This is a genomic window from Lentzea sp. HUAS12 (assembly GCF_024125735.1).
Taxonomy (GTDB): Bacteria; Actinomycetota; Actinomycetes; order Mycobacteriales; family Pseudonocardiaceae; genus Lentzea; species Lentzea albida.
Genome location: NZ_CP099738.1, coordinates 4,869,185 through 4,895,000 on the forward strand (window position 1 = coordinate 4,869,185; position 25,816 = coordinate 4,895,000).

The following is a 25,816-nucleotide window of genomic DNA, read 5'->3' on the forward strand; positions in this document are numbered from 1 at the left end:
GGCGCCCGCCGTTCAGCGCTTCGGGAACGCCGCCTCGTAAAGCGCCCGCAGGGACGGCTCGTCGGGCCCGCTGTACCCGCAGCCCATCACCTTCAGGTCGCTGGCCGCGACGAGGTACCTCCTGCCGGCCTCGGGTTCGAACCCGAGCAGCACGGGCGCGCCGGTGGTGTTCCTGACCTCGACGACATCGGCCTCCCCCGTCCAGGCGCGGTGGACCTGCAGCGTCACGACGTCGGCCTCGACCTTCAGGGCGGTGGCCTCGAACGCCATCCCCGCCTGTTCGGCGAGCACCGCCGCCTCGGGCGCGCGGCACCGGACGTCCCCGTCCGGCGGCGCCGCCGTGAGCACGGCGACCGTGGTCTTGCGGCCACTGGACGACGTCGCCGTCGTCGGTGGCGCCTGGGTCGTGCTGGTACCGGACGGGGCCGGGGCGCTGGTCGCCGGCCGTCCCCCGCTGGTGTCGGGCAGGCCCGGCCCGTTCTCCAGACCGGGCCGGGTGGTCGTCGGCAGCGCCACGTCCGGCCTGGGCGCCTGCTCGGAGTCCCCGCCGCCCAGCACCACCACCCCGGCGACCACCGCGATGACGGCGACGGCGCCGACGAGCACCGGCAGCAGCCGCGAGGCCGGCCTCGGCGTGGCGGGGGCGTCGAGCGCGGCACCGGCGGCGAGCCGCCGTGCCTCGTCGTCCGGCAGGGGCCGCACCGAGCGCGCCGGGTCGGCGCGGCGCATCCGGTCGCGCAGGTCGTCGTCGGTCATGGCCGCTCTCCTTCCGCCTGCTCGTCCAGCAGGGACTTCAACTTCCGGCGTGCCCGGTGCAGGCGGATGCTCACGGCGTTGGCGGTCGTCCCGACCACCTGGGCGATCTCGGCGGGCCCCAGTTCCTCCCACGCCCAGAGCCGCACCAGTTCGGCGTCGGCGGAGGACAGCCGCGCGAGCGCTCTGGCCAGCCCCGGATCCGGGTCGTCGCGCGCCGGTGTGTGCTCCGGCGGTCTGGCGAGCTGCCAGATCCGCACGAGCAGCCGGTCCTGCCGGCGCCGAGACCGTTCCGCGTTGGCGAGGCAGTTGCGCGCCACGGCGTACGCCCACGCCAGCGGTTCGGCCGGCATCTCGTCGCGCCGCCGCCACGCGACCAGCAGCGTCTCGGACAGCACGTCGTCCGCGGTCGCGGCGTCGGTCCGGCGCGCCAGGTACCGGCGCAGCGGCTCGATCAGCGCCTGCGCGACGGCCTCGAAGCCCGTCTGGCGCGGTTCCACGTCCACCTGCTCCACCCCGGGTCATGTCCGGCAGGACGCCCGCTCTTTCACCGGAGTTGCAAGCGGATGTGTCTGTTAAGGGGTCTAACGGAGATTAGACCTCGTCCGAAGGGGGCCTTTCGCCGATCACGTCGCGCGAGACCTGGGCGTGGGCGAGCCGCCGGACGGCCTTGATGACCGTGTCGCCGATCAACGTCCCGACCACCATGGCCTCGATGACGTCGTCGCGCGATCCGCGCGTGGCGATGTACTCGAGGTCGGCGCGCGCGATGAACTTCAGCCCCTCCAGGTAGGGGTCGAGCAGGTCCTGGAAGTGGTCGTGACCGATCGAGCGGGCCACCGACAGCGCGGCGGCGAGCATGTGGGTCACGTTGCTCGCCGTGACGTCGGCGCACTCGGTCTCGCCCTGGCGTTCGAAGAAGGCCTGGACGTCCTTGACCGCCATCGGGTCCAGCTCGACCGGGCTCGGCTGGCTGATGGCCTCCTGCACGGCGCCGAGCTTGCGGTGCAACGACTCCTCGCGGGTGTCGATGACCTCGAGGACCTCCCGCACGGACGCGATCGACAGGCCGCCGACGTCCACGAGCGCGCGGACGAGCCGCAGCCTGCGGAGGTGCTCGTCGTCGTAGTGGGCCTGGTTGGGGCTGGTCAGCACGCCGGCGGGCAGCAGTCCCTCGCGCAGGTAGTACTTGATCGTCGGCACCGGAACGCCGCTTCTCTTCGAAAGCTCGCCAACACGCATATGGATAGTGTAGCTTCCGGATAGTAGAGAGTGCCGCTATCCATTCAGGGGGTATCGAGATGTTCCGCACGTGGCACCGTCCGTTAGTGGTCTTCGGGTCGTTGATGGTGCTGTTGATCCCCGTCGCGCTCGTCGGGCTGCTGGTCGACGACCGGACGGTGGTCAACTCGCCGATCTGGCTCAAGCCGTTCAAGTTCGCCGTGTCGCTCGCGCTCTACTCGTTCACGCTGGCGTGGCTGCTGACGTACCTGAAGAGGTTCCAGCGCGTCGGCTGGTGGGCGGGCACCGTGCTGGCGGCGGCCGGCGCGATCGAGATGGTCGTGATCGTCGGCCAGGTGATCCGCGGCCGGCGCAGCCACTTCAACTTCGAGACGCCGCTCGACACGACGCTGTTCTCGATCATGGGCTCCACGATCGTGGTGTTGTGGGTGACGCACGCGATCATCGCGATCCTGTTGTGGCGCACCGACATCGAGAACAAGGCGCTCTCGTGGTCGATCCGGCTCGGGCTCGTGATCTCGTTCCTCGGCCTCGGCGTCGGGTTCCTGATGACCAGCCCGAAGCCCGGTCAGGCGCTCGACGGCGACACCCTCGGCTCGCACACGGTCGGCGCACCCGACGGCGGCGCCTACATGGCACTCACCGGGTGGAGCACCGAGCACGGCGACCTGCGGGTCGGGCACTTCGTGGGCATGCACGCGCTGCAGGTGCTGCCGGTGGTCATCGCCCTGCTCGGCGCCCGCGCCACCACGAGGATCGCCTGGGTGACCAGCGCGTCGTTCCTGGGGATCTTCCTGCTCGTGACCTGGCAGGCGTTGCGCGGCCAGTCGCTCGTCCAGCCGGACAGCACGACGTTGCTCGCGCTCGCCGGAATCGTCGTCGCGACCGCACTGGGACTGGTGTGGGCGCGTGAACCGAAGAAGGAGCTCGTGTCCGCATGACCGCCCTGCTGTTCGACCTCACGTTCCTGGTGGCCGCGCCGTTCTGGGCGCTCATGATCCTCGCGCCGAAGTGGTCGTGGACGAAGCGGATCGCCGAGTCGTACCTGATCGTCCTGCCACCGGCCCTGATCTACGTCGTGCTGCTGATCCCGGAGCTGACCACGGTGCTGCCGCTGGTCACCCGGCCCGAGATCGGTCCGCTGGCCGACTACCTGGCCACGCCCGCCGGCACCGCGCTGGTGTGGGCGCACATGCTCGCGTGGGACCTGTTCGTCGGCCGCTGGATGTACCTCGAGGGACGCCGGCTGGACGTCCACCCGCTGGTGATGGCACCCGTTCTGGTGATCACGATCCTGCTGGCCCCGGTCGGGTTGCCGCTGTTCCTGATCGTGCGCAAGGTGTGTGACACAACGAACAGGGGTGCCGCTGTGGTTACCGGCCAGTAACTAGGGCTAGAGTTGGCGTTACCGACCGGTAGGGATGTCGCGCAGCCCGGCCGGAGTGGACAGAGTTGTCACCACAAGTGGAGGAGACGCCGTGGCCGCACCAGCAGCGCCGGCACGGGTTCGGAACGTGGTCTTCGTCGACGGCGTCCGCACGCCGTTCGGCAAGGCCGGCCCCAAGGGGATTTTCGCCGAGACCCGTGCCGACGACCTGATCGTCAAGGTCATCCGTGAGCTGCTGCGCAGGCACCCCGAGCTGCCGCCGGAGCGCGTCGACGAGGTCGCGATCGCGGCCACGACGCAGATCGGCGACCAGGGCCTGACGCTCGGCCGCACCGCCGCCCTGCTCGCGGGCCTGCCGAAGTCCGTGCCCGGCTACTCGATCGACCGCATGTGCGCGGGCGCGATGACCGCCGTGACCACGGCCGCGAGCGGCATCGCGTTCGGCGCCTACGACGTCGCCATCGCGGGCGGCGTCGAGCACATGGGCCGCCACCCGATGGGCGAGGGCGTCGACCCGAACCCGCGCTTCCTGTCCGACAGGATCGTCGACACCAGCGCGCTCGTCATGGGCCAGACCGCGGAGAACCTGCACGACCGGTTCCCGCACATCACCAAGGAGCGCACGGACGCCTACGCGGCCGCCTCCCAGGCCAAGTACGCCGACGCGCTGAAGAACGGCAAGATCGGGCCGGAGCTCGTGCCCGTCGCGACCCGTTCCGCCGAGAACGGCTGGGGCCTCGCGACGGCCGACGAGCCGCCGCGTCCGGGCACCACCGTCGAGGACCTGGCGAAGCTCAAGACGCCGTTCCGCCCGCACGGCCGGATCACCGCGGGCAACGCGGCCGGTCTGAACGACGGCGCGACCGGCTGCATCCTCGCCGAGGAGGAGACCGCTCGTTCGCTGGGTCTCCCCATCGGCATGCGGATGGTGGGCTACTCGTTCCTGGGCGTCGAGCCCGAGGTCATGGGCATCGGCCCGGTCCCCGCGACGGAGAAGGCGCTCGAGCGCGCCGGTCTGTCCATCGAGGACATCGGCCTGTTCGAGGTCAACGAGGCGTTCGCGATCCAGGTGCTCGCGTTCCTCGACCACTTCGGCATCGCCGACGACGACCCCCGCGTGAACCAGTGGGGCGGCGCCATCGCGACCGGCCACCCGCTGGCTTCTTCCGGCGTGCGCCTGATGACGCAGCTGTCGCGTCAGTTCGCCGAGCGCCCGGACGTGCGCTACGGCCTCACCACCATGTGCATCGGCATCGGCATGGGCGGGACCGTCATCTGGGAGAACCCGAACTGGAGTGGCAAGTGACCATCACCGCTGAGGAAGCAAAGGCGATCTTCCCCGACGAGGTCGTCACCCACGCCAAGACGCGTCTGATCAGCGTTCCCGGCCTGGACAAGCCGGTCGCGTTCATCACGATCGACAACGGCCTGGACCACACCCGTCCGTCGACGTTCGGCCCGCAGTCGCTGGTGTCGCTGGGTGCCGCGTTCGACGAGGCCTACGCGGCCTCCCCCGCCGCCATCGCGGTGACGGGCAAGCCGTTCATCTTCGCCGTCGGCGCGGACCTGACCGCCGTCGAGAAGGCCTCCGACCGTTCGCAGGGCGTCACGATCGGTGCGCTGGGCCACGAGGTCTTCAAGAAGTTCACCGACTCGGACATCCCGACCTTCGCCTTCGTCAACGGCGCGGTCATGGGTGGCGGCCTCGAGCTCGCGCTGTCGTGCCACTACCGCACGCTGGCGTCGAACGCGGCCGCGATCGCACTGCCCGAGGTGTTCCTGGGCCTGTTCCCGGGCTGGGGCGGCACGCAGCTGCTGCCGAACCTGATCGGCGCGAACGACGCCGTGACGGTGATCTTCGAGAACGCGTTGAACCAGAACAAGATGCTCAAGCCGAAGGAAGCTCTCGCGCTGGGCATCGCGGACGTCCTGTTCGACTCCGCCGACTACCTGGAGCAGTCGCTCCTGTGGCTGTCCGGCGTCGTGCGCGGCGAGATCTCCGTGCCCCGCAAGGAGATCGACCGCGGCGAGGCGTGGGACGCGGCCGTCGCGCGCGCCAAGGGCATCGTGCACGGCAAGACCAAGGGCGCGGCGCCGGGTGCGCTGAAGGCGTTGGAGCTGCTGGAGCTGGCGCGCGAGAACGACCTCGAGAAGGGCTACGCCGCCGAGACCGAGGGCCTCGCGGACCTCGTCATGAGCGACGAGCTGCGCGCGGGCCTGTACTCGTTCAACCTCGTGCAGAAGCGCGCGAAGCGACCGGCGGGTGCTCCCGACAAGTCGCTGGCGCGCAAGGTCACCAAGGTCGGTGTCGTCGGCGCGGGCCTGATGGCCTCGCAGATGGCGCTGCTGTTCATCCGCCGCCTGCACGTGCCGGTCGTGCTGACCGACATCGACCAGGCGCGCGTCGACAAGGGCGTCGGCTACGTGCACGCCGAGATCGACAAGCTGGCGTCGAAGAAGCGGATCTCGCCGGACGAGGCGAACCGCCTGAAGGCGCTCGTGTCCGGCTCGCTCGACAAGTCCGCGTTCTCCGACGCCGACTTCGTGATCGAGGCCGTGTTCGAGGACCTCGCCGTGAAGCAGCAGGTGTTCGCCGAGGTCGAGGAGCACGTCTCCCCCGAGGCCATCCTCGCCACGAACACGTCGTCGCTGTCGATCACGGACATGGCGTCGAAGCTCAAGCACCCCGAGCGGGTCGTGGGCTTCCACTTCTTCAACCCGGTCGCGGTCATGCCGCTGCTGGAGATCGTGCGCGCCGAGCAGACCGACGACGCCACGCTCGCCACGGCGTTCTCGATCGGCAAGCAGCTCAAGAAGTCCTCGGTGCTCGTGAAGGACGCGCCCGCGTTCGTCGTGAACCGCCTGCTGACCCGGTTCATGGGCGAGGTCATCAAGTCGGTCGACGAGGGCACGTCGTTCGAGGTCGCCGACAAGGCCACCGAGCCGCTGGGCCTGCCGATGTCGCCGATGATCCTGCTGCAGCTGGTCGGTTCCGCCGTCGCGCTGCACGTGTCGGAGACGATGCACGGCGCGTTCCCGGACCGCTTCTCGGTGTCGGAGAACATGAAGAAGTTCGTCGCCGCCGGCAAGGGCGCGGTCTGGCAGTGGGACTCCACCGGTGCGCAGACCGTCGACCCCGAGGTCCTGGCGCTGTGGGAGTTCGGCTCCTCGCCCCTGACGGGTGAAGAGGTGAAGACCCGCGCGCTCGAGGCGCTGGCCGAGGAGATCCGCATCATGCTCGACGAGGGCGTGGTCGCGGAGGCGCAGGACATCGACCTGTGCATGATCCTGGGCGCCGGGTGGCCGTTCTGGCTGGGCGGCATCACGCCGTACCTGGACCGCACCGGCATCTCGGAGAAGGTCACGGGCAAGCGCTTCCTGGCGCCGGGCGTGGCCTCCGTGCCCGCCTAGTTCCGGGCACACGAAGCCCCGGCTCCTCCTCGACGGAGCCGGGGCTTCGTCGCGTCTAGGCCTCCGGCACCATCACCGGCCGGTGCAGCTCGACCTCGCCGGCCTCGCAGATGAAGTAGGCGTCGATGTTCGTGGCGCGCAGCGTCACCTCGGACCCGGCCACCAGCTCCCGGTAGCGCGTCGAGTCGGGCAGCCCGATCGCGACGGTGTCGAACGGGTGGTTCTGGCGCAGCATCAACGACCTGCGCAGCGCCTCGCCGAACGCCCACCGGGGAGACCCGTCGCCTTCCGGCACTTCCACCAGCGCGCCTTCGAGATGGCGTTCGAGCGCGGCTCGCACGTGGTCCGCCGTACCCCACGCCGCGATGTCCGTGACAGTCATGTGTGACGTATCGGGATGAATCACGGGATCATTAGCACTTGGGATGTTTCGATCAGGTCATGTTCCCGTGTCCCGCGAACCCGCAGGCCGTTCACACCTGACGGATCGGCACGACCTCCACGAGCCGGCCGACGTCCTTGAAGTCCTTGACGTTCATCGTCAGCACCGGCAGGCCCGCGACCGCCGCCGTAGCCGCGATCTGCAGGTCCATCCGCCGAGGACGCGGCGACCGGCCGGCGCGCCTCACCAGAGACGCCATCTGGCCGTAGACCTTGGCCTCCTCGACGCCGAACGGCAGCACCTCGAACGTCTGCAGCGCCGCGTAGTACCGCTCCGTGCGCGCGAACCGCTCGACCGGGTCCTCGGTGTCGAGGCCGAACGCGAGCTCCGCGACCGTGACGGCACTGAGGAACGGCTGGGCGTTCACGTACTCGCCCAGGTCCGCCCGCTCGAGCCTGATCAGCACACAGGTGTCGAGCAGGCAGTTCAGCTCTGCCACGGGTCTTCCAGCGGGTCGTCCTCGCCGAACACCTGGTCGGCGGCTCGCCGGTCGGCCTCCCAGCGGTCCGCGTCGACGGGCGGCAGGGTGCCGAAGAGCACCTGCACGTCACCGAGCGGCGGACGGCTCACGGGGTCCTCCCGGTACGGCGAGAGCTGGGCGACGGGTTTGTTGTTGCGGGTGACGACGAAGCTCTCACCCGCCTCGACGCGCCGCATGATCTCCGCGTTGTCGTTGCGGAGCTCACGCTGGCCGATGGCTCGGAGCTGCTGCATGCCACCATCGTAGCGCAGTTCGCCAAAAAGTGCTACAGAGTAGCTACAGGCTCTCGCGGCTATCCGGGGCGTGTGATCAGGATCGGCACGTCGGGCTGGCGCTACCCGGAATGGCGCGAGGGCTTCTACCGCGGCGTCCCCCAGCGGCGGTGGCTCGCCCACCTGGCCGAGCACGTGGACACGGTCGAGATCAACAGCTCGTTCTACCGCCTCCAGCCGCGGACGAACTACCTCAAGTGGGTCTCGGAGACCCCGCCGGACCTGACGTTCTCCGTCAAGGGACCGAAGCTCGTCACGCACGTCAAACGCTTGCGCGACGTCGAGGAGCCGCTCAGGACGTTCTTCGACTCCCTGGCGCTCGGAGCCAAGCAGGGTCCGATCATCTGGCAGCTCCCACCCAGTCTGCGGTTCGACCGGGCCCTGGTGCAGGACTTCCTCGCCGCACTGCCAGCGCGACGCCACGCCCTGGAACCCCGCCACGAGTCGTTTCGCACCGACGCCTACTTCGACCTGCTGCGCGCGCACAACGTCGCCCACGTCGTGTCGGACGCACCCACGTTCCCGTGCATCGAGGGCGTCACCGCCGATTTCGCCTACGTCCGGCTGCACGGCCACGACGAGCTGTACATCAGCTCCTACGACGACCGCGCGCTCGACGAGTGGGCGGAGAAGATCCGCGGCTGGGACCGCGACGCGTACGTCTACTTCGACAACACCATGCACGGCGCGGCGCCGTACAACGCACTGGCTCTAGCGCAACGCCTCGGCACGCCTATACGGTCACATATGTGAAACCAATTCGCGTCTTGGCTCCCCTGCTCCTGGCCGCGAGTCTCGTGGCGCCCGCGCACGCCGACCCCGTCGGGACGAACGCGGACGAGGCGACCTGGACCGGTCCCCTCAGCACCCGAGGCCGGTGGATCGTCGACGCCAACGGCGACCGCTTCAAGCTCAAGTCCGGCAACTGGCACGGTGCGAGCGGCACCTACACCGGCTCCGGCGACATCAACGACCCCGCCAACCACCACTCCGGCGAGAAGGCCGACCAGGTCCCGCTCGGACTCGACCGCGCGACGATGGCCACGATCATCAGCGGTTTCAAGGAGATCGGCGTCAACAGCATCCGGCTGCCGTTCTCCAACCAGATGCTCAAGGACACCAACCCCGTCAACGGCCTCAAGGACGCGCAGCTCAACGGCAAGCGGCCGCTGGAGGTCTACGACGCGGTCGTGGCCGAACTGACGCGCAACAACCTCGCCGTCATCCTCAACAACCACACCACCACGTCGCGGTGGTGCTGCGGCGTCGACGGCAACGAACGCTGGAACACCAGCCAGAGCACCGACCAGTGGATCAACGACTGGGCGTTCGTGGCCGACCGCTACAAGGCCAACAAGCGCGTGGTCGGCGCGGACCTCTACAACGAGGTGCGCCGCAACGTCTGGGACGACCCGAACTGGGGCTGGGGCAACGACCACGACTGGCACAAGGCCTCGCAGCAGGCCGCCGACCGCCTCCAGCAGGTGGCACCGGACCTGCTCGTCATCGTCGAGGGCATCAACTGGACGGGCATCCCGGTCGACGGCTTCGCACACGGGCGTCCGACGCTGGAGCCGGCGCGGTTCCTCAGCCACACGCTCGCCAACCCCGAGAAGCTCGTGTACTCCGCCCACTTCTACGGCTACACCGGCCCGAACCACAGCGGCGCAACGGGAATCGGCGAGACGACCGACCCGCGGTACCAGGACCTGTCGCCGCAGGACCACATCAACGTGTTGCAGCGCCAGGCGTTCTTCATCACCGAGGCCCAGAAGCACTTCACCGCACCGCTGTGGATCAGCGAGTTCGGCGTCGGCGGCCGCGGCGAGAACAACCCCAAGGCACGCGACTGGTTCGAGCGGTTCGTGAACCAGCTCGTCGCGAACGACACCGACTTCGCCTACTGGCCGCTGGTCGGCTTCCACACCAACCGCGGTGGCAACGGCTGGGCGTTGCTGCACTGGGACGCCGCCGGCAACCGCATGGGCGTCAACGACGGCGACGACTGGCGCGCCGGTGCGTGGAACCGCCTCGTCAACGCTCCGAGCCGCACCGGGCAGATCCCGCGCGAGACCCGGTTCAACCAGTTGCTCAAGGAATCCTGCCCGCAGAGCGAGAAGCTCGTCGGCATCAGCCACACCGGCAACCGCGGCCTGTGCGTCAGCGGTCCACAGTGGAGCAACACCACGAGGGTCACCAACGAGCAGCACGTGACCAACGACTGGGCGTCCGGGTACACGAAGCTGCAGTGCCCCAACGGGAACGCGGCCGTCGGCTACGCGAACTTCACGCTGGTCTGCGCGCCCGTCGCACAGGGGAACCAGACCCGTGTCCTCTGGTTCGACCGCGGTGACAACAGGCCCGACCAGGGCGGTGACTGGGCCAACGGGCACTACAAGGGACAGTGCGCGCAGGACGAGCACATCGCCGGTGTCGCCTACAACTGGCGCAGGACACCGGACGCGTTGCTCTGCCGGAAGTGAAGTCCCATCTCCTGCAGGAAAGCGGCCGCGGGATCCTCGACATCCGTTGAGGTCTTGCGGCCGTTCTCCGTCCGCACCACCTTCTTGTCCGTCACGGTGATCCGCCCGGCGGGCAACGCGAGCGACGCCATCGGCCCGGCGCGGAAGTGCGATTCCGGCGCGGTCTGGTGCCACCAGCAGGTCGGGACGAACTCGGCGAGCTCGCGCGGGCGGCGGTCCAGCCGGTAGCAGGGCCTGCCGTCCATCCGCACCTCCACGTCGTCGCCGACGTCCACGAGCCGGAACACGCCGAACGGATCGCGCTGGTCCTCTCGCGACTCCCAGGAGAGCGGGTGCAGCGTGAACGAGCCGAAACCGACGTCGGCGAGCCACGTGCCGTCGACCAGCAGCGCCAGGTGGTCGAGCGGCGGGCCGAGCCGCTGCTCCTCGCCGATCGTCCGGGCACCGAGGAGGTCGACGTGATGTCCCAGGTGCCGCAACAGCTCCGCGAACAACCCGTTGAGCTCGTAGCAGAACCCGCCGCGCCGCTGCACCACGATCTTGTCGTGCAGCCACGGGATCTCCAGCACGATCCGCGTGTCCATGTGCGTGCAGAGGTTCTCGAACGGGACGCTCAGCAGGTGCCGCTCGTGCAGCTCCGCCAACGACGACGTGCGTGCGGCACCGATGCGCTGTAGGTATGCGTCCACCGTGCCAACATAACCACATGGGCGAGGTCAGGATCGGCACTTCGGGATGGGTCTACCCGCCCTGGCGCGGGGTCTTCTACCCCAAGGGCGTCACGCAGAAGCGCGAGCTGGCGTACCTGAGCGAGCAGCTCGGTTCCGTGGAGATCAACGGCTCGTTCTACTCGCTGCAACGCCCGTCGAGCTACCGGAAGTGGGCCGCCGAGACACCGGACGACTTCGTGTTCTCGGTCAAGGGCAGCCGTTTCATCACGCACGTGAAGCGCCTCAAGGACGGCGACGAGCTCCTCGCGAACTACCTCGCGTCCGGCGTCCTCGCGCTGGGCCCCAAGCTCGGCCCGATCCTCTGGCAGCTCCCGCCCACCCTGCGGTTCGACGCGGACCTGCTGACGAGCTTCTTCGAGGGCCTCCCCCGCACCACCACCGAGGCCGCCGAGATCGCGAAGCGCCACGACCACCGCGTCGACCCGGCGCACACCACCACGGACGCCGAACGGCCGATGCGCCACGCCCTCGAAGTGCGCCACGACAGCTTCACCACACCGGAGTTCATCGACCTCCTGAAGCGCCACGACATCGCGCTCGTCGTCGCGGACGCCGCCGGCAAGTTCCCGCTGATCGAAGAGGTGACGAGCGACTTCGTCTACGTCCGCCTGCACGGCCACGACGAGCTCTACGTCAGCGGCTACACCGACGAGGGCCTCGACCGGTGGGCGGAGAAGGTCAGGGCGTGGCGCGAGCACGGTGACGTGTTCGTCTACTTCGACAACGACGCCAAGGCCTACGCCCCGCGCGACGCGAAAGCGCTCCAAGATCGTCTGGCCGATTGACCCGAACGGACGCACACTCGTCTGCGACGGAGGTGCGCCCATGTCCACGAAGAGCCTCATCGCTGCCCTGGTGATCACTGCGGGCGCGGTCGCCTCCAGTGGGATCGCCGTAGCGCAGAGTGACAAGAGCTGCGACAAGGGCGAGTTCTGCGTGTGGGCCGGCCCGGACTACACGGGGGCCGTGCAGCGCCTCGACGTGGAATCGGCGAATCCCGGCGAGTGCATCACCCTCACGCTGACCGGCAAGTCGTTCGCGAACCGCCTGAGCAGGGACGCGACCGTGTACCAGCGGGAGAACTGCTCGACGGAGGCCGAGTTCACCACCTACCCGAAGCACGGCACCTACGTCCCGGACGCCTACTTCGTGATCAGGGGCCTGCAGGTGTGGGGTCCCTAACGACCGAACCCTCCTTTAGTCACCCTATGTAACACCACTCGATCGTGTGAGTACTCACCAGTAGCTCCACTTTCGTGCCTAAGTTGCCGCCCTATCGAGTGGTGGCAGCTGGAGGAAATGTGACCGTGGCGGGTGAAGCCGGGTTACTCGAACTGATGGCCGGGCGACTGGCCAAGTACGAACTCACCCCACGTGCGGCAGAACTGGTGCTGGCGGCGTGCCGGGGCGACGCGGCGCTGGACCGCGCGCTCACCGGTGTGCCGGCCGAGGAACCACCCGCGCACGAGCGGTCCGACGGCCCCGGCCAGGGGATCTACCTGTCGGAGATCCGCGTGCGCGGCTTCCGGGGCATCGGCCCCCAGGCACGCCTGCCGCTCGCGCCGGGGCCGGGGCTGACCGTCGTCACCGGGCGCAACGGCTCGGGCAAGTCGAGTTTCGCCGAGGCCGCCGAGCTGGCGCTGACCGGCCACAACGCGCGCTGGACCCGTGCGCGGCACGACGTGTGGCGGCAGGGCTGGCGCAACCTGCACCAGCCCGACACCGCCGTCGAGCTGGACCTCGTGCAGGCGCAGCGGCAGGGCAGGACGACGATCCGAAGACGCTGGTCGCCCGGCGAGGAACCGACGCAGGGCGAGTGGACGCAGGACGGCGAGCCGTTCGACGACCGCAGGTGGCGCGACGCGCTGGAGACCTACCGGCCGTTCCTGCCCTACAGCGAGCTCGGAACCGTGCTCGACGCCCAGCCGGAAGACCTCTACGAGGCGATGCACCGCCTTCTGGGCCTGGAAGCGATCACCGAGGCGCAGCAGGCGCTCGCCGAGCACCGCAAACGCCTGGCCGAGATCGTCGCCCGCCCCTACGACCGGCGGGAGAGGGTGCGGGCGGAACTCGCGGCGTCCCAGGACGAACGCGCCCACCGCGCGGCCGAGCTGCTCGGCAGCGACTCCCCCGACCTCGACGCGATCGCGGACCTCGCGCTGCGGGCCGACGTCGGCACCGGGACCAGCCTCCTGCAGCAGATCATGGACGTGGCACTGCCCGCGGCGGACGAGGTCGACCGGGTCCGCGAGGCCTTCGACCTCGCGCTCGGCACGGTGAGCGCGGTGGCGACCGACAACGCGCAGGACTCGTTGCGGTGCAGCGAGATCCTGCGGCTCGCGATCCAGTTGCAGGAGTCCGGCGGCAACCAGGAGTGCCCGGTCTGCAACCTCGGCAAGCTCGACGGCAAGTGGCTCACCAAGGCGAAGAAACGCGCCGAGCACCTCGCCAAGGCGGCCGCGGAGCTGCACGAGGCCGCGGACCGGCTGGACGTGGCGGTGGCCGCGGCGCGGGCGTTGTGCCAGCCGGTGCCGCACGTGCTGACCGAGGTCCAGGACGTGCTCGACACGACAGCGGTGGTGCAGGCATGGCAGGCGTGGCAGGCGTGCGTGTCGATCGACGACCCGGTGCGGCTGCGACAGGTGATGTTCGACCGGTACGCCGAGCTCGCGCAGGCGGTGGAACAGCTGAAAGCCGTGGCGCGCGAGCAGATCGAGCGCCACGACCTGGTGTGGCGGCCGATGGCGATCGCGTTGTTCGAGTGGCATTCCCAGGCGCAGCAGGCACTCGCCGACTCCGAGGTGCTCGCCGACGTGACCGAGGCGGAGAACTGGATCCGCAAGACCGCGGCCAGGCTGCGGGCCGAGCGCAGCGCGCCGTTCGCCAAGGAGTCGCAGCGGATCTGGCAGCGGCTGCGCCAGCAGAGCAACGTCGACCTCGGCGCGGTGCGGCTCGGCGGCACCCGCAACGTCGAGCTGGACGTGTCCGTCGACGGGGTCTCGAACTCGGCGCTCGCGGTGATGAGCCAGGGCGAGCTGCACTCGCTGGGACTGGCGCTGTTCCTGCCGCGCGCGATGGTCGACGAGAGCCCGTTCCGGTTCGTCGTGATCGACGACCCCGTGCAGGCGATGGACGCGTCCAAGGTGGATGGTCTCGCGCAGGTGCTCGCGGACGTCGGTCTCACCCGCCAGGTCGTGGTCTTCACCCACGACGAACGGCTGGTGGAGGCGCTGCGGCGGTTGCGGCTGAGCAGCACGGTCTGGGAGGTCTACCGCGGCGAGGCGTCCCTCGTGCAGGTGCGGATGGCCGAGGACCCGGTCGGCCGGTGCCTGAGCGACGCCCGCGCGATGCGCACCGACGAGAGCCTGCCGGACGCGCTGCGGGCCGAGCTCGTGGCGTCCTGCTGCCGCACGGCCCTGGAATCGGCCTCCCACGCGAGGTTCCGGCGCGAACGGCTCGTGCGCGGGATGCCGCACGCCGAGGTCGAACGCCAGCTGGAGCTCGCGATGACGACCCGGCAGAAGCTCGCGCTCGCCGTGCTCGACGACCTGGCGGAGCCGGCGAAGTTGTTGCCGCACCTGGAGGACGTCGTCGGGTCGTGGGCCGTCGACCTGCTGCAGGCGTGCCGCGTCGGCGGTGACAGCGGGGACCTGGACGTGCTGATCAGAGACACCGAACTGCTCGCGGGATGGTTGCAGCGATGACCCTTTCCTCCGACGTCCAGGACCGGCTGACCTGCGTCGCGAACCTGCTGGCGCGCCCCGACCAGCTCGACGGCGTGCGCATCCGTTGCTGCGCCGAGCTCCTGCGCACCGCGGTGGAGCGCTCGGTCGCCCGCGCGTGCGGTGCCGAGAACTCCGACGAGCCCGTGCAGGCGCTGCTGATCAACCTGGCGTCCCACGTCGACGTCGACGTGGCGTACGACGTCTCCCAGCTGTGGCACGCGCTGAGCCGCGCTATCCGCCACCACGGCTACGAGCTCACCCCGACCGTCGAGGAACTGGCCGGCTGGCACGCCGACACCGCCGACGTGGCCGAGGCCCTCCAGCTGCACCTGACCCTGTCCGGCACGATCGACATCCCTGAAGGCACCGGTGAAACTGCTGTTGTTCGCTGACCTGCACCTGGACACGCGCTTCCCCAGCGCCGGTCCGGTGCGGCGGAAGGCGTTGCGCGACACGTTGGGGCGCATCGTGGAGCTCGCCGGGGAGACCGGCGCCGACGCGGTGCTCTGCGCCGGCGACCTGTACGAGCACGACCGCTGTTCCCCCTCCACAGCCGAGTTCCTGCGGTCGTCGTTCGACTGCTCCCTACCGGTGTTCCTGGCTCCCGGCAACGACGACTGGTACGGGCGGGAGTCGGTCTACCAGCAGGTGGACTGGACGCCGAACGTGCACGTGTTCTCGTCGCGGACGATGACGCCCGTGGACCTCGCGGACGGTCTGACGCTGTGGGGTGCCGCGCACGTCGGGCCCGGCCCGGCGCGGGACGTGCTCGACGGTTTCGCGGTGACCCGCGGTGGCGTGAACCTGGCGCTGTGCCACGGTTCCGCGCCAGGTGACGTCGCGATCACCGGGCTGGACCACGCCTTCCTGGGGCACGTGCACACGCCCGAGCACGCCGTCGACTACACGTTCCCCGGCAACCCGGATCCGTTGACACCGGGGGAAACGGGCGAGCGCGGGGCCGTGCTGTGCACGGTCCACGACGACGGTTCGGTGTCGCGCGAGGTGTTCGACGTGTCGGCGTCGAGGTCGCTCGACTGGATGGACTCGGAGAAGGCGTTCCCGTTGCTGGACTTCGACTCCGTGGCCGCGGAACGGACCGTGCGCGGCCAGTTCGTGCGCGACGTGCTGGCGGACACGGGACTGGACGAGGCCCTGCGCGGCCGCGTGCTCGCCACCGGTCTGCGGGCGTTGGAGGAACGATGAAGATCGAGTCCGTGACCGCGCACGCGTTCGGGCCGTTGCACGACCGCACGCTGCCGTTGGCGCCCGGCCTGACCGTGGTGTCCGGGGTGAACGAGTCGGCGAAGTCGTCGTGGCACGCCGCGATCCGCGCGGCCTTGTGCGGTGACCCGTCCGCGCGGCACCGCCCGTGGGAGGGCGAGTCGTGGCGGGTGGCGGCGATGGTGTCGCTGGAGTCCGGTGAGGTCGTCTCGGTGGACCGCGATCTCAACGACGACTCGGTGCCGGACGTGTCGCGCCGGCTGGGTCTCGACCGCACGTCGTTCACCGCCACCGCGTGCGTCGGCCAGGCGCAGCTGCTGACCGTGCTGGACGCGGCGGACGGCCTGCAGGGCCACCTGCGGCGCGCGGCCGCCACCGCGGGCACCGACGGCACGGTGGAACAGGCGCTGCAACGGCTGACCGCGCCGGTGGACGCGTTGAAGGAGGCGCGGAACCGGTTGAGGGAGGCCGAGACCGACCTCGCCGTGGCCCGCCGTGAGCACGCCCGGTACCTGGAACTGAGCGCGCAGGCCCGTTCGGCGGCGGCCGCCCGTGCCCGCCTGGAGGTCGAGGAGCACACCGCGGCGGTCGAGTCGCTCACCGCCCGCGTGGCGCGCATCGCCGAGCTGCAGGAGCGCTTCGGCGACTCGCCGCCGTCCGGGATCGCCGCGCAGGAGGAACTGGCGCGCCTGGTGAACCGAGCGACGGCCGCGTGGCGTGCCGCACCGAACCCCCGTGTGCTGACGGGTCCGTCGGCGGAGGCGCTCGAGCACGAGCTCGACTCCCTCCCGGAGGTCCCGGTCGGCGAGACCGCGCTGGACGACGAGCTCCGCGTCGTCGCCTCGGCCTACGCGACCGCGTCCGCCGTCGCCGCCGCGCACGACGAACGCCGCCCGTCCCCGCCGACCACCGCGGAACCGTCGGTGCTGCGCGGCCTGGCCACCCGGCTCGACCCCGCCGCCGGTGGCCGCCTGACCACCGCGTCGATCGAGGTGGACGCCGCGCGCGTGCACCAGGACGAAGCGGCGGCCGACGCGGCCCGCGCGCAGGTCGAGGCCGACGTGGCCGCGGCGCACGTGCAGGAGATCGCGATGCCGAACCCGTTCCTGCGCAACGCCTTGCTGGCGCTGAGCTGCCTGACGACCCTCGTCGGCGGCCTGCTGATCCTGACGGGCCAGCACCTCGCGGCCGCGGGGGTCCTCGTCGCCGCGCTGGTGGCGGGCATCGCCGGCGCGATGTCGCGTGGTGACGCCCCGGCACGCGAGGCCGCCGTGGCCTTCGCCGCCGAACGCGCCGCCACCGCGTCCCAGGCGCGCGGCAGGCTCTTCACCGCGGACCGCGCCCTGGCCGAGGCCGAAGGCCAGCGCGCCATCGCGGCGGAGGCGGTCCGGGCGCACGACGAGGCCGTCGCCGGCTGCGCGGGCCTCGGCATCCCGGCGGACCGCGAGACGTTGTGGCGCCTGGCGAACCGCGGCGCGTGGGAGGCCGAGCACGCCGACCTCGTCTCCGAGGTCGCCCGTACCGAGAAGGCCGTCCGCGTGGAACTGGCGGCACGCGGCAAGGTCGACGCCTCCATGTCCGTGCCGGACCTGCTGGTCGACTACGAGACGGACTGCAAGGTGCGCGGCCGCCAGGCGCTGATGGCCGCCCAGCGCCCGCTCCTCGCCAGGGCACTGGCCGACCGCCGCGCGACCGAGGCCGCCGTCGCCGAGGCCACCGCGGTCCGCGGCCAGGCGCTCGACCTGTTGCGCGAGGCCGTGAAAGCGATCGGCCGCACCGGCGAGCGCCCCGAGGACCTGATGCGCGCCATCGCCGAGTGGCAGCGGGACTGGGACCGCCTGCTCCGCGAGGCCGAGGACGAGCGCAACGCGTGGGCGGAACTCCAGTCCCTGCTGGCCTCCGGCACCCCGGACGACCTGGAGGCCACGCTCTCGGCGGCCCAGACCTACCTGGCGTCGCTGCAGGAGGCCGCCCTCCGCTACGCGGCCTGCGAAGCCGACCCGTCCCTGGCGTCGTACGCCGACTCGCTGGCGGCCACCGTCACCGAGATGGCCCGCTCACTCCCGAGCGTCCCGGACGCCGAAGAGGCGGTGCAGGCCGCCACCCTCGTGCTCGCCGAGGTGACCGCCGAGGTCGAGGCCATCGACCTCGCCTCGCACTACCTGACCGCCGCCCGCGAGAAGGTGCACAGCACCATCGCCCCCGCCTTGGAGGAAGCCCTCCGCGCGTGGCTGCCGTCAGTCACCGACGGTCGTTACGTGGACGCCGCCGTAGACGCGTCAACCCTGACCGTGCGCGTGTGCACGGCCTCCGACGCGTGGCACGAGGCCTCACACCTCTCGCTGGGCACGGCAGAACAGATCTACCTGCTGCTGCGCGTGGCCCTCGCCCAGCACCTGGCCGCGGAACCCTGCCCCCTCCTGCTGGACGACGTCACCGTGCAGGCCGACGCGGAGCGCACCCTCGCGTTGCTGGACCTGCTGCTCCGTCTGTCCGCGGACCGGCAGATCGTGCTGTTCGCGCAGGACGCCGCGGTGGCCGAGTGGGCGCGGGAACGGCTGGGTGAGCGGGACGTGCTGCACGAGCTCACGCAGGTGGCGGCCTGACCTGTCCGCAGGCCGCCCGTGCGGTGTCCAGGGCCTCTCCCCCTGGGCACCGCACTCACGTCTTGGGTGAGACGAGTTCGACGATCCGGTCGGCGACGTCCTCGGGGTCCTCGTGCTCCCACACGCGGACGACGCGCCATCCTGCTGCTGTGAGCTGGGCGTCGGTGTCGCGGTCGCGGACGACGACTCCGTGCAGCTTCACCCGCCACCACTCGCGGTTCGCCTTCGGCAGCTGGCCGTGTTCCGGGCACGAGTGCCAGAAGCACCCGTCGACGAACAACGCGATCCTCGCGCCTCGCAGCAACACGTCGACACGCCTGCGCCGGTTGGTGCCCGGCGCCGCGACGTCGACCAGGTAGCGCAGTCCCCGGCGGTGCAGCGCCCGCCTGACCGCCAGCTCCGGCGCCGTGCCGGTGCGGCGGGTGCGGCGCATCACCTTCGACGTCGCCTCGGACGTGGCGGGCGGGGCGGGGCCCGCGTCGACGTAGCGGTACACGACCAGCAGTTTCCCGGAAATGTCAGACCCCGTCGCTACCGTCGTCCCATGACCAGCGCCGCCTTCCGCAAGCTCACCCCCACCGCCGACGAGCAGCTCGCCGACCTCGGCCTGCGCCAGGCCGTCCTGGACCGCGCGATCGCCGCCGGGATCGACGCCCGCGCCGCCTCGCCGCCGTTCGGGCCGACGAACGCGCCCGGCCTGCTCGACTGGATCCACCGGGTGGGCACGTTGCGGCAGCTGCTGGCGGCGGAGGGGTGGCAGCGCCTCGACCACTGGAACGCGGGTCTCATCCGGCACCCGTCCCGGCCCGTGCTGCTGGGCACGTTGCAGGGCAACCGGGGGACGGGGTCGGCCGAGGCGCCGCTGCGCAGCGACTACGCGAAGGGGCCCGCCATCGCGGCGATGATGCGGGACAACGACCACGACCAGTTCGCGCTGTTCGAGAACGTCCGCAGCAACGAGGGGCTGAAGTTGTGGTTCCTCGTGACTTACCCGCTGCAGCTCGAGGACCGGCTTGTGGTGCTGCGCGAGGTGTCGCAGCCGGAGCCCACGCCGCAGAACCAGGTCATCGAGCGGTGGGCGCACCGGATCCCGTTGCCGCCGATGGAGTTCCCGCAGCTCAAGGCCCCCAATGTGGACGGTCCGGAGGAGGTGGACTTCCCGATCTCGTTGCGGCGGTGAGCCCGGCGGGCGCAGTGCCTCGGCGGAGGCTGTGCCGAGCTCGGCCTGCCTCGCCGTGAAGGGTGAGAACGCGTCGAGGTGACGCGACGCGCGCCTGCGATGCCGGAACGTCCGGACGACCGACCGGTACCTGGGACCCGCCTGGCAACGCGCCGCGGCAGGGGCGAGAATGACCGGATCATGCTCACGCCCACGCGACTCACGCTCGCCCGCACCCGGCGCGGACTCACCGCGGCCGAGCTGGCGCGGAAGTCGGGTGTGCCGGCGCGGGCCATCGGCGAGTACGAGCGGGGGCTGCGCACGCCCAAGTCCTCGACCGTCGAGTCGCTGGCGGGGGCGCTCGGGTTCCCGGCCGCGTTCCTGGCGGCGCCGGAGCCACCCCGGCCCCAGACCGTGCCGAGGCAGGCGCTCGACGCGCAGGCCACGGCGGCGGCGCAGCTCGCGATCGAGTTCGGCGGCTGGCTGGAACGGCTGTTCGTGCTGCCCCAGCCCGACCTGCCTGCCCCGCGCACGTCGCCCCAGGGCACGCGCGACGCGTGGCGGCTCGCCACCGGGCCGGCGCCGAACATGGTGCAGCTGCTCGAGTCGCACGGCGTGCGGGTGTTCTCGCTGCCGGTCGACTGCACCGAGCAGGAGGCGTTCTCCTGCTGGCACAACGGAACGCCGTTCGTGTTCCTCATCCCGTCGGCGACGCCGGAGCAGGCGCGGTTCGACGCGGCCGTCCAGCTCGCGGTGCTGCTCGGCCACGACGAGCCGCACGAGTTCGCCGCCGAGTTCCTGATGCCCCAGCGGCACCTGGCCGGCACCGACCACCGCCACTGGCACGTGGGCAGGGACCAGTTCACGAAGTGGGCGAACCTGCACAGCCTCGTGGAGGGCGGCATGACGCGCCGTGAGACGTCCAAACTGCTCACGAAGGTGTTCAAGGTCCTCCGCGAGAACGGCACGACACCCCTGCACGTGGCCAAGGAACTGAACCTGGGGCTGGAAGAGCTCAACGGTCTCGTGTTCGGGCTGGTGATGACCGCCCTGCCGGGTGGCGGAGAACCCGGGCCGCGAGGACGTGCACGCCTCACCCTGGTCCACTGATCCGCCGAAGCTGGGGCCCAGGGGCTGGTGCTCAGCGTCCTCACGGCGGCGATGGCCGAGGAGAACTCTCACTCACCGTTGGCGGACGATCCCGATCCGCGACGGATTTCCGTCACTGGTTGGAGTTCTCGGCCCACGATGCTGGGCCAAACGAGCGATTTGTGAAACGCATCGCCCGGCTTGTCCGACACTGAGAGTGACGTGAAGCCGAGTCGTGAGGATGCCCCATGACGATGCAGCAACGCACAGAACCTTCGCCAGCCGCCGTCCTGATCGCCGTCGCCGTGCTCGCCCTGGTTCTGACCGTTGCCTTCGGCCCTCTGGGCTTCGTCATCGGCCTCGCGCTGTTCGGCCTGATGTTCGTCGGCACGAAGAACAAGACTGCCGACCAGATCACCCCGGTGCGCACGCGGTCCCGCCTGCGCCGCCTGTCCACGGCGGGACGGGTCGCGATCGTCGGCGAGTCGCACCACCAGGACGCCATCGCGGAGATCGCCGCGCTCGCCACCCACGAGCTCAAAGCCGACACAGGGAACGGCACCGCCGTTCCGGCCACCGCGGTGCTCGTGCCGGAACCCGCCACCCGGCACGACCTCACGGCGGTCCGGGTCGACCTCCTGCGCGGCGACGGCACCGCCGTCACCGCCGGCTACCTGCGCGGTGAGCAGGCCATCGACTACCGGCCGCTCCTGCTCGACCTGGCCGGCCGCGGCGAGATCGGCTCGTGCCCTGCCCGCATCGTCGGCGGCGACCAGCGCTACGGCGTGCACCTGCACCTCGGCGCCCCGCGGCTCCTGCTGCTCGACCACGAGGCACTCGGCACGGCACCGACGCTGCCCGCGGAACAGCAGGTCGCCGTCGTGGGCGAGCAGGTCCACCAGCACGTGCTGCACCGCGTCGTCAACGGCCGCACGCCCGCCCACGTCATCGCGGAACTGCGCGACTGCAGGATCGTTAGAGGCTCTCACGTCGGTGAACACACCCTCGAGGTGTTGCTCGAAGGTGAATGCGTCGGCCAGCTCACGTACGCGATGGGGCTTCGCTACTGCGACATGGCGCAGGAGTGGCGCGCCCGCACGGGGCGCGCGCTCTGCGAAGCCGTCATCACCAACGAGGGGACCCGCGGCCTTCAGGCGAACTTGCTGCTGCCCAAGTAGTCGGCGAACGTCCGCGGCGCACGCCCGAGCACCCGCTGCACGTTGTCGGACACGTGCGCCTCCTCGCCCTTGCGGATGAGGACGATCAGCATCGTGACGAGGTCGGCGATCTCCTCCGAGAAGCCGAGCCCGCGCAAGGCAGCGGTGAACTCTTCGGGCGCGACGTCCACGTACCGGACGGGCTCACCGGTCACCTCGCTGATCCGCGCCAGCACCTCGGGGAACGACAGCGCCTCAGGTCCGCTGAGGTCGTAGGTCTTCCCGTGGTGACCGGGCCGCGTGAGCGCGACGACGGCGACCTCGGCGATGTCCACCACGTCGATGAAGGGGTGGACGCCGTCACCGGCCGGGACGGCGAGCTCACCTCGGCGCACCGGCTCCGCGAAGATGTCCTCGTCGAAGTTCTGCATGAACCAGGTGGGGCGCAGGATCGTCCACTCGACACCAGCGCCCTTGACCGCGGCCTCGAACGGGTCGTCGTCGGGGGCACCGCGCATCGACAGCAGCACCAGCCGGGTGACGCCGGCCTTCACGGCGACACCGACGAAGTCGGCCAACTGCACCGGGTTCTCCGGCGGCACCACGTAGACGACGGTCGTGCCTCTGACCGCGGGTTCCCAGGTGTCCGGGGCGGACCAGTCGAACCTCGTGGCCGACGACCTCGACGCCGGACGTGCGGCGGAACCGAGGAGACCGGTGACGCGGCGGCCGGTCTTGCCGGTGGCGCCGAGGACGAGAACGGTGTCGTCCGTTGACGGGGTGTTGATTGCGCTCAATGTTGACATGACCAGAGCTAATCAACGTTGATGCGGACGATCCATGATTGATCGGCCGCCATCCTTGCTCGTTCGTCCACGTGGTAATCAGTGGTGCATGAGTCAGCGTGATCTCGTGGACCTGAGGGACGCCCTGCGCGCGTTCGCCGCTGCCCGTGACTGGGACAGCTACCACACGCCCAAGAACCTGGTGATGGCCTTGTCCGCGGAGGTCGGCGAGCTGACCGACCTGTTCCAGTGGCTGACGCCCGAAGAGGCGCGGGACGCGATGAAGGATCCGGACCTCGCCTGGAACGTCCGCGACGAGCTCGCGGACGTGATGCACTACCTCACCAGGCTGGCGGACAAGCTCGGTGTCGACCTCGTCGAGGCCGCGTTCGCCAAGATCGACCGCAACGAGCGGCGATTCCCGACCGGGAGCCTGACTCCCGTGCCGGTGGAGAAGGGGGAGCTGTGAGCTTGCAGGACGCGCACGCCTTACACGTGCACCAGAAGGTCACCTTCATGGTGAACCGCTACGAGGTCTTCCTGGACGACAACGGCGCACCGGGCGCGCTGGTGGGGTTCGCCGAGCAGAAGCGGCTCAAGATCAAGGAACGGGTCACCGTCTACACCGACTCGTCGAAGAGCCGGGTGCTGTTCGAGTTCAACGCCCGCAAGGTGATCGACCTGGGCAGCGGCTACGACGTCGTCGACGAGCAGGGCAGGTCGATCGGCTTGTTCCGCAAGGACTTCGGCAAGTCGCTGCTGCGCTCGACCTGGCACCTCGAGCAGCCGGGCCGCGGCACGGCGACCGGGGCGGAGCGCAACAAGTGGCTCGCGGGGTTCCGCCGGTTGTGGGACTGGATCCCGTACATCGGAGATGCGCCGTTCCCCATGCGCTACCACTTCGACTTCGCGACGGAGAACGGCGCTCCCGTGTTCAGCGTCGACAAGAAGACCTGGGTCCGCGACCACTACCTGGTCACGATCCAGGATCCTGGCATCGACCGCCGGCTCGTGATCGCTCAGGCCGTGGCGCTCGACGCGCTGCAGTCCCGCTAGGACTAGAGGTACGTCAGCAGGAGGAGGATCAGGCACACCAGCAGCACGACGCCGAGCACTGCGGGCAGGACCGACTGCGAGGACGGCGCGGGCTCGCGGGCGTGCCTGCCCCGCCTCCTGCGCGCTCGCCACCGCAAAGGTGCCTCCCCTGCCCACTGCTCGTTCATGACGATCACGGTAGGGAGGAACGGCAGGGGCCTGAGGCACGTCACCCGCTCGCCGGGGTCTCATCACCCGGTCAGCCGCTCAATGAGGACGACCCACCTGCGCGGAGACACGAAAAAGCCCTGCGGGGAGCGCTTGTGGCGCTCGACCCGCAGGGCAAATTAAGTTCGGCGGCGACCTACTCTCCCACACCGTAACCAGTGCAGTACCATCGGCGCAGAAGGGCTTAACTACCGGGTTCGGAATGGGACCGGGTGTTTCCCCAACGCTATAACCACCGAAACACTATGAAATTACAACCAGCAACCCCGAGAAGGGCCTGCTCGATCGGTTCTGGTTGTTCTTCCAGAACCGCACAGTGGATGCGTAGCGTCTTTGCAACAAGTCCTCGGCCTATTAGTACCAGTCAGCTCCAACCGTTACCGGTCTTCCACCTCTGGCCTATCAACCCAGTGGTCTAGCTGGGGGCCTTAACCCACAAAGGGTGGGATACCTCATCTTGGAACGAGCTTCCCGCTTAGATGCCTTCAGCGGTTATCCCTTCCGAACGTAGCCAACCAGCAATGCTCTTGGCAGAACAACTGGCACACCAGCGGTCCGTCCGTCCCGGTCCTCTCGTACTAGGGACAGCCTTCCTCAAGTATCCTACGCGCGCGGCGGATAGGGACCGAACTGTCTCACGACGTTCTAAACCCAGCTCGCGTACCGCTTTAATGGGCGAACAGCCCAACCCTTGGGACCTACTCCAGCCCCAGGATGCGACGAGCCGACATCGAGGTGCCAAACCATCCCGTCGATATGGACTCTTGGGGAAGATCAGCCTGTTATCCCCGGGGTACCTTTTATCCGTTGAGCGACCACGCTTCCACAAGCCATGGCCGGATCACTAGTTCCGACTTTCGTCCCTGCTCGACCCGTCAGTCTCACAGTCAAGCTCCCTTGTGCACTTGCACTCAACACCTGATTGCCAACCAGGCTGAGGGAACCTTTGAGCGCCTCCGTTACTCTTTGGGAGGCAACCGCCCCAGTTAAACTACCCACCAGGCACTGTCCCTGATCCGGATCACGGACCGAGGTTAGACATCCAATACGACCAGAGTGGTATTTCAACGATGACTCCACACTGACTGGCGTCAGCGCTTCACAGTCTCCCACCTATCCTACACAAGCCGAATCGAACACCAATACCAAGCTATAGTAAAGGTCCCGGGGTCTTTCCGTCCTGCCGCGCGTAACGAGCATCTTTACTCGTAATGCAATTTCGCCGGGCCTGCGGTTGAGACAGTCGAGAAGTCGTTACGCCATTCGTGCAGGTCGGAACTTACCCGACAAGGAATTTCGCTACCTTAGGATGGTTATAGTTACCACCGCCGTTTACTGGCGCTTAAGTTCTCAGCTTCGCCCCGAAGGACTAACCGGTCCCCTTAACGTTCCAGCACCGGGCAGGCGTCAGTCCATATACATCGTCTTGCGACTTCGCATGGACCTGTGTTTTTAGTAAACAGTCGCTTCTCGCTGGTCTCTGCGGCCGTCTCGCCCTAGCCTGCAAGAGGCTTCAAGCGCTACGGCCCCCCTTCTCCCGAAGTTACGGGGGCATTTTGCCGAGTTCCTTAACCACAGTTCGCCCGATCGCCTCGGTATTCTCTAC

At 69.5% G+C, this 25,816-nt stretch carries 27 protein-coding genes and 2 rRNA genes (1 of these 29 only partly in view); 17 read left to right on the forward strand and 12 right to left on the reverse strand.

Going from position 1 to position 25,816, the window contains the following annotated elements:
* Positions 1-12: 12 nt before the first annotated feature.
* The 3 genes from ND450_RS21485 to ND450_RS21495 form a co-directional block, all read right to left on the reverse strand.
* A complete protein-coding gene (locus tag ND450_RS21485; protein ID WP_253320587.1) occupies positions 13-756 on the reverse strand; it encodes a hypothetical protein in 744 nt (247 codons plus the stop codon).
* Complete coding sequence (locus ND450_RS21490; protein WP_218159847.1) at positions 753-1,259, reverse strand: RNA polymerase sigma factor; 507 nt, start codon at positions 1,257-1,259, stop codon at positions 753-755. The genes ND450_RS21485 and ND450_RS21490 overlap by 4 nt, the downstream gene beginning before the upstream one ends.
* 88 nt (positions 1,260-1,347) lie before the next feature.
* Positions 1,348-1,995: a MerR family transcriptional regulator gene (locus ND450_RS21495; RefSeq protein ID WP_256557234.1), complete on the reverse strand. Its 648-nt coding sequence runs from the start codon at positions 1,993-1,995 to the stop codon at positions 1,348-1,350.
* Positions 1,996-2,054: 59 nt separating this feature from the next.
* On the opposite strand from ND450_RS21495, the gene ND450_RS21500 reads away from it, so the two are divergent.
* From ND450_RS21500 to ND450_RS21515, 4 genes are read left to right on the forward strand one after another with little or no spacing between them, the layout of a single operon-like run.
* Positions 2,055-2,936, forward strand: a complete 882-nt coding sequence (locus ND450_RS21500; RefSeq protein ID WP_253320589.1) for a hypothetical protein — start codon at positions 2,055-2,057, stop codon at positions 2,934-2,936.
* Positions 2,933-3,382: an ABA4-like family protein gene (locus ND450_RS21505; RefSeq protein WP_253320590.1), complete on the forward strand. Its 450-nt coding sequence runs from the start codon at positions 2,933-2,935 to the stop codon at positions 3,380-3,382. Before ND450_RS21500 ends, ND450_RS21505 begins: the two co-directional genes overlap by 4 nt.
* Before the next feature lie 34 nt (positions 3,383-3,416).
* The gene (locus ND450_RS21510; protein WP_371927391.1) at positions 3,417-4,688 is read left to right on the forward strand and encodes an acetyl-CoA C-acyltransferase; all 1,272 of its coding nucleotides are present in this window, start codon (positions 3,417-3,419) and stop codon (positions 4,686-4,688) included.
* Positions 4,685-6,793, forward strand: a complete 2,109-nt coding sequence (locus ND450_RS21515) for a 3-hydroxyacyl-CoA dehydrogenase NAD-binding domain-containing protein (protein WP_253320592.1) — start codon at positions 4,685-4,687, stop codon at positions 6,791-6,793. The genes ND450_RS21510 and ND450_RS21515 overlap by 4 nt, the downstream gene beginning before the upstream one ends.
* Positions 6,794-6,848: 55 nt before the next feature.
* Here the strand turns inward: ND450_RS21515 and ND450_RS21520 are convergent, their stop codons facing one another.
* The 3 genes from ND450_RS21520 to ND450_RS21530 form a co-directional block, all read right to left on the reverse strand.
* On the reverse strand, positions 6,849-7,175 hold the full coding sequence (locus ND450_RS21520) for a hypothetical protein (RefSeq protein WP_253320593.1): 327 nt from the start codon (positions 7,173-7,175) through the stop codon (positions 6,849-6,851).
* 91 nt (positions 7,176-7,266) lie between these two features.
* Complete coding sequence (locus ND450_RS21525; protein ID WP_253320594.1) at positions 7,267-7,674, reverse strand: type II toxin-antitoxin system VapC family toxin; 408 nt, start codon at positions 7,672-7,674, stop codon at positions 7,267-7,269.
* Positions 7,662-7,949 carry a type II toxin-antitoxin system Phd/YefM family antitoxin gene (locus ND450_RS21530; protein ID WP_253320595.1) on the reverse strand — a complete coding sequence of 96 codons (288 nt, stop codon included), beginning with the start codon at positions 7,947-7,949 and terminating at the stop codon, positions 7,662-7,664. Before ND450_RS21530 ends, ND450_RS21525 begins: the two co-directional genes overlap by 13 nt.
* A 72-nt stretch (positions 7,950-8,021) precedes the next feature.
* Here ND450_RS21530 and ND450_RS21535 point away from each other — a divergent pair, with 72 nt between their 5' ends.
* A complete protein-coding gene (locus ND450_RS21535) occupies positions 8,022-8,741 on the forward strand; it encodes a DUF72 domain-containing protein (RefSeq protein WP_253320596.1) in 720 nt (239 codons plus the stop codon).
* Between the two features lie 14 nt (positions 8,742-8,755).
* Positions 8,756-10,471, forward strand: coding sequence for a glycoside hydrolase family 5 protein (locus tag ND450_RS21540; protein ID WP_253320597.1), 1,716 nt, complete (start codon positions 8,756-8,758; stop codon positions 10,469-10,471).
* On the opposite strand, the gene ND450_RS21545 is transcribed toward ND450_RS21540, so the two are convergent.
* The gene (locus tag ND450_RS21545) at positions 10,426-11,160 is read right to left on the reverse strand and encodes an arylamine N-acetyltransferase (protein WP_253320598.1); all 735 of its coding nucleotides are present in this window, start codon (positions 11,158-11,160) and stop codon (positions 10,426-10,428) included. The genes ND450_RS21540 and ND450_RS21545 overlap by 46 nt on opposite strands.
* Positions 11,161-11,177: 17 nt before the next feature.
* Between ND450_RS21545 and ND450_RS21550 the strand changes: the two genes are divergently transcribed.
* The 6 genes from ND450_RS21550 (at position 11,178) to ND450_RS21575 (ending at position 18,757) form a co-directional block, all read left to right on the forward strand.
* A complete protein-coding gene (locus ND450_RS21550; RefSeq protein WP_253320599.1) occupies positions 11,178-11,987 on the forward strand; it encodes a DUF72 domain-containing protein in 810 nt (269 codons plus the stop codon).
* Between the two features lie 40 nt (positions 11,988-12,027).
* Positions 12,028-12,384: a peptidase inhibitor family I36 protein gene (locus ND450_RS21555; RefSeq protein ID WP_253320600.1), complete on the forward strand. Its 357-nt coding sequence runs from the start codon at positions 12,028-12,030 to the stop codon at positions 12,382-12,384.
* A gap of 125 nt (positions 12,385-12,509) precedes the next feature.
* The gene (locus ND450_RS21560; RefSeq protein ID WP_253320601.1) at positions 12,510-14,906 is read left to right on the forward strand and encodes an AAA family ATPase; all 2,397 of its coding nucleotides are present in this window, start codon (positions 12,510-12,512) and stop codon (positions 14,904-14,906) included.
* Positions 14,903-15,319: a hypothetical protein gene (locus tag ND450_RS21565; RefSeq protein ID WP_253320602.1), complete on the forward strand. Its 417-nt coding sequence runs from the start codon at positions 14,903-14,905 to the stop codon at positions 15,317-15,319. Before ND450_RS21560 ends, ND450_RS21565 begins: the two co-directional genes overlap by 4 nt.
* The gene (locus ND450_RS21570; RefSeq protein WP_253320603.1) at positions 15,297-16,133 is read left to right on the forward strand and encodes a metallophosphoesterase; all 837 of its coding nucleotides are present in this window, start codon (positions 15,297-15,299) and stop codon (positions 16,131-16,133) included. The genes ND450_RS21565 and ND450_RS21570 overlap by 23 nt, the downstream gene beginning before the upstream one ends.
* Entirely contained in the window at positions 16,130-18,757 is a 2,628-nt protein-coding gene (locus tag ND450_RS21575) for an AAA family ATPase (RefSeq protein WP_253320604.1), read from the forward strand. The genes ND450_RS21570 and ND450_RS21575 overlap by 4 nt, the downstream gene beginning before the upstream one ends.
* 55 nt (positions 18,758-18,812) lie before the next feature.
* Here the strand turns inward: ND450_RS21575 and ND450_RS21580 are convergent, their stop codons facing one another.
* Entirely contained in the window at positions 18,813-19,253 is a 441-nt protein-coding gene (locus ND450_RS21580) for a very short patch repair endonuclease (RefSeq protein WP_253320605.1), read from the reverse strand.
* Between the two features lie 48 nt (positions 19,254-19,301).
* Between ND450_RS21580 and ND450_RS21585 the strand changes: the two genes are divergently transcribed.
* The 3 genes from ND450_RS21585 to ND450_RS21595 all read left to right on the forward strand — a co-directional run bounded on the left by ND450_RS21585 (position 19,302) and on the right by ND450_RS21595 (position 22,183).
* Positions 19,302-19,937: a hypothetical protein gene (locus tag ND450_RS21585; RefSeq protein WP_253320606.1), complete on the forward strand. Its 636-nt coding sequence runs from the start codon at positions 19,302-19,304 to the stop codon at positions 19,935-19,937.
* 180 nt (positions 19,938-20,117) lie between these two features.
* Positions 20,118-21,026: a helix-turn-helix domain-containing protein gene (locus ND450_RS21590; RefSeq protein ID WP_253320607.1), complete on the forward strand. Its 909-nt coding sequence runs from the start codon at positions 20,118-20,120 to the stop codon at positions 21,024-21,026.
* A gap of 227 nt (positions 21,027-21,253) precedes the next feature.
* Positions 21,254-22,183 carry a hypothetical protein gene (locus tag ND450_RS21595; RefSeq protein ID WP_253320608.1) on the forward strand — a complete coding sequence of 310 codons (930 nt, stop codon included), beginning with the start codon at positions 21,254-21,256 and terminating at the stop codon, positions 22,181-22,183.
* Here the strand turns inward: ND450_RS21595 and ND450_RS21600 are convergent.
* Entirely contained in the window at positions 22,156-22,959 is an 804-nt protein-coding gene (locus ND450_RS21600; protein ID WP_253320609.1) for an NmrA family NAD(P)-binding protein, read from the reverse strand. The two genes, ND450_RS21595 and ND450_RS21600, sit on opposite strands and share 28 nt — an antisense overlap.
* Positions 22,960-23,056: 97 nt before the next feature.
* Between ND450_RS21600 and ND450_RS21605 the strand changes: the two genes are divergently transcribed.
* A complete protein-coding gene (locus ND450_RS21605) occupies positions 23,057-23,416 on the forward strand; it encodes a nucleotide pyrophosphohydrolase (RefSeq protein ID WP_253320610.1) in 360 nt (119 codons plus the stop codon).
* Positions 23,413-24,003 (forward strand): hypothetical protein, encoded by a 591-nt coding sequence (locus ND450_RS21610; protein ID WP_253320611.1) that lies wholly within the window; start codon positions 23,413-23,415, stop codon positions 24,001-24,003. Before ND450_RS21605 ends, ND450_RS21610 begins: the two co-directional genes overlap by 4 nt.
* A gap of 2 nt (positions 24,004-24,005) precedes the next feature.
* On the opposite strand, the gene ND450_RS21615 is transcribed toward ND450_RS21610, so the two are convergent.
* The 3 genes from ND450_RS21615 to ND450_RS21625 form a co-directional block, all read right to left on the reverse strand.
* Positions 24,006-24,170 (reverse strand): hypothetical protein, encoded by a 165-nt coding sequence (locus tag ND450_RS21615; RefSeq protein WP_177230081.1) that lies wholly within the window; start codon positions 24,168-24,170, stop codon positions 24,006-24,008.
* A gap of 163 nt (positions 24,171-24,333) precedes the next feature.
* A 5S ribosomal RNA gene (rrf, locus tag ND450_RS21620) occupies positions 24,334-24,450 on the reverse strand.
* Positions 24,451-24,544: 94 nt separating this feature from the next.
* Positions 24,545-25,816, reverse strand: a 23S ribosomal RNA gene (locus ND450_RS21625); it runs 1,807 nt beyond the window's last position.

What these genes read in the sequence shown, in the direction of transcription:
- ND450_RS21585 (WP_253320606.1), top strand. Translation starts at nt 19,302, where the DNA reads ATGACCAGCGCCGCCTTCCGCAAGCTCACCCCCACCGCCGACGAGCAG.
- ND450_RS21530 (WP_253320595.1), bottom strand. Translation starts at nt 7,949, where the DNA reads ATGCAGCAGCTCCGAGCCATCGGCCAGCGTGAGCTCCGCAACGACAAC.
- ND450_RS21505 (WP_253320590.1), top strand. Translation starts at nt 2,933, where the DNA reads ATGACCGCCCTGCTGTTCGACCTCACGTTCCTGGTGGCCGCGCCGTTC.
- ND450_RS21555 (WP_253320600.1), top strand. Translation starts at nt 12,028, where the DNA reads ATGTCCACGAAGAGCCTCATCGCTGCCCTGGTGATCACTGCGGGCGCG.
- ND450_RS21495 (WP_256557234.1), bottom strand. Translation starts at nt 1,995, where the DNA reads ATGCGTGTTGGCGAGCTTTCGAAGAGAAGCGGCGTTCCGGTGCCGACG.
- ND450_RS21520 (WP_253320593.1), bottom strand. Translation starts at nt 7,175, where the DNA reads ATGACTGTCACGGACATCGCGGCGTGGGGTACGGCGGACCACGTGCGA.
- ND450_RS21575 (WP_253320604.1), top strand. Translation starts at nt 16,130, where the DNA reads ATGAAGATCGAGTCCGTGACCGCGCACGCGTTCGGGCCGTTGCACGAC.
- ND450_RS21605 (WP_253320610.1), top strand. Translation starts at nt 23,057, where the DNA reads ATGAGTCAGCGTGATCTCGTGGACCTGAGGGACGCCCTGCGCGCGTTC.
- ND450_RS21595 (WP_253320608.1), top strand. Translation starts at nt 21,254, where the DNA reads ATGACGATGCAGCAACGCACAGAACCTTCGCCAGCCGCCGTCCTGATC.
- ND450_RS21590 (WP_253320607.1), top strand. Translation starts at nt 20,118, where the DNA reads ATGCTCACGCCCACGCGACTCACGCTCGCCCGCACCCGGCGCGGACTC.
- ND450_RS21500 (WP_253320589.1), top strand. Translation starts at nt 2,055, where the DNA reads ATGTTCCGCACGTGGCACCGTCCGTTAGTGGTCTTCGGGTCGTTGATG.
- ND450_RS21550 (WP_253320599.1), top strand. Translation starts at nt 11,178, where the DNA reads ATGGGCGAGGTCAGGATCGGCACTTCGGGATGGGTCTACCCGCCCTGG.
- ND450_RS21615 (WP_177230081.1), bottom strand. Translation starts at nt 24,170, where the DNA reads ATGAACGAGCAGTGGGCAGGGGAGGCACCTTTGCGGTGGCGAGCGCGC.
- ND450_RS21485 (WP_253320587.1), bottom strand. Translation starts at nt 756, where the DNA reads ATGACCGACGACGACCTGCGCGACCGGATGCGCCGCGCCGACCCGGCG.
- ND450_RS21565 (WP_253320602.1), top strand. Translation starts at nt 14,903, where the DNA reads ATGACCCTTTCCTCCGACGTCCAGGACCGGCTGACCTGCGTCGCGAAC.
- ND450_RS21510 (WP_371927391.1), top strand. Translation starts at nt 3,417, where the DNA reads ATGTCGCGCAGCCCGGCCGGAGTGGACAGAGTTGTCACCACAAGTGGA.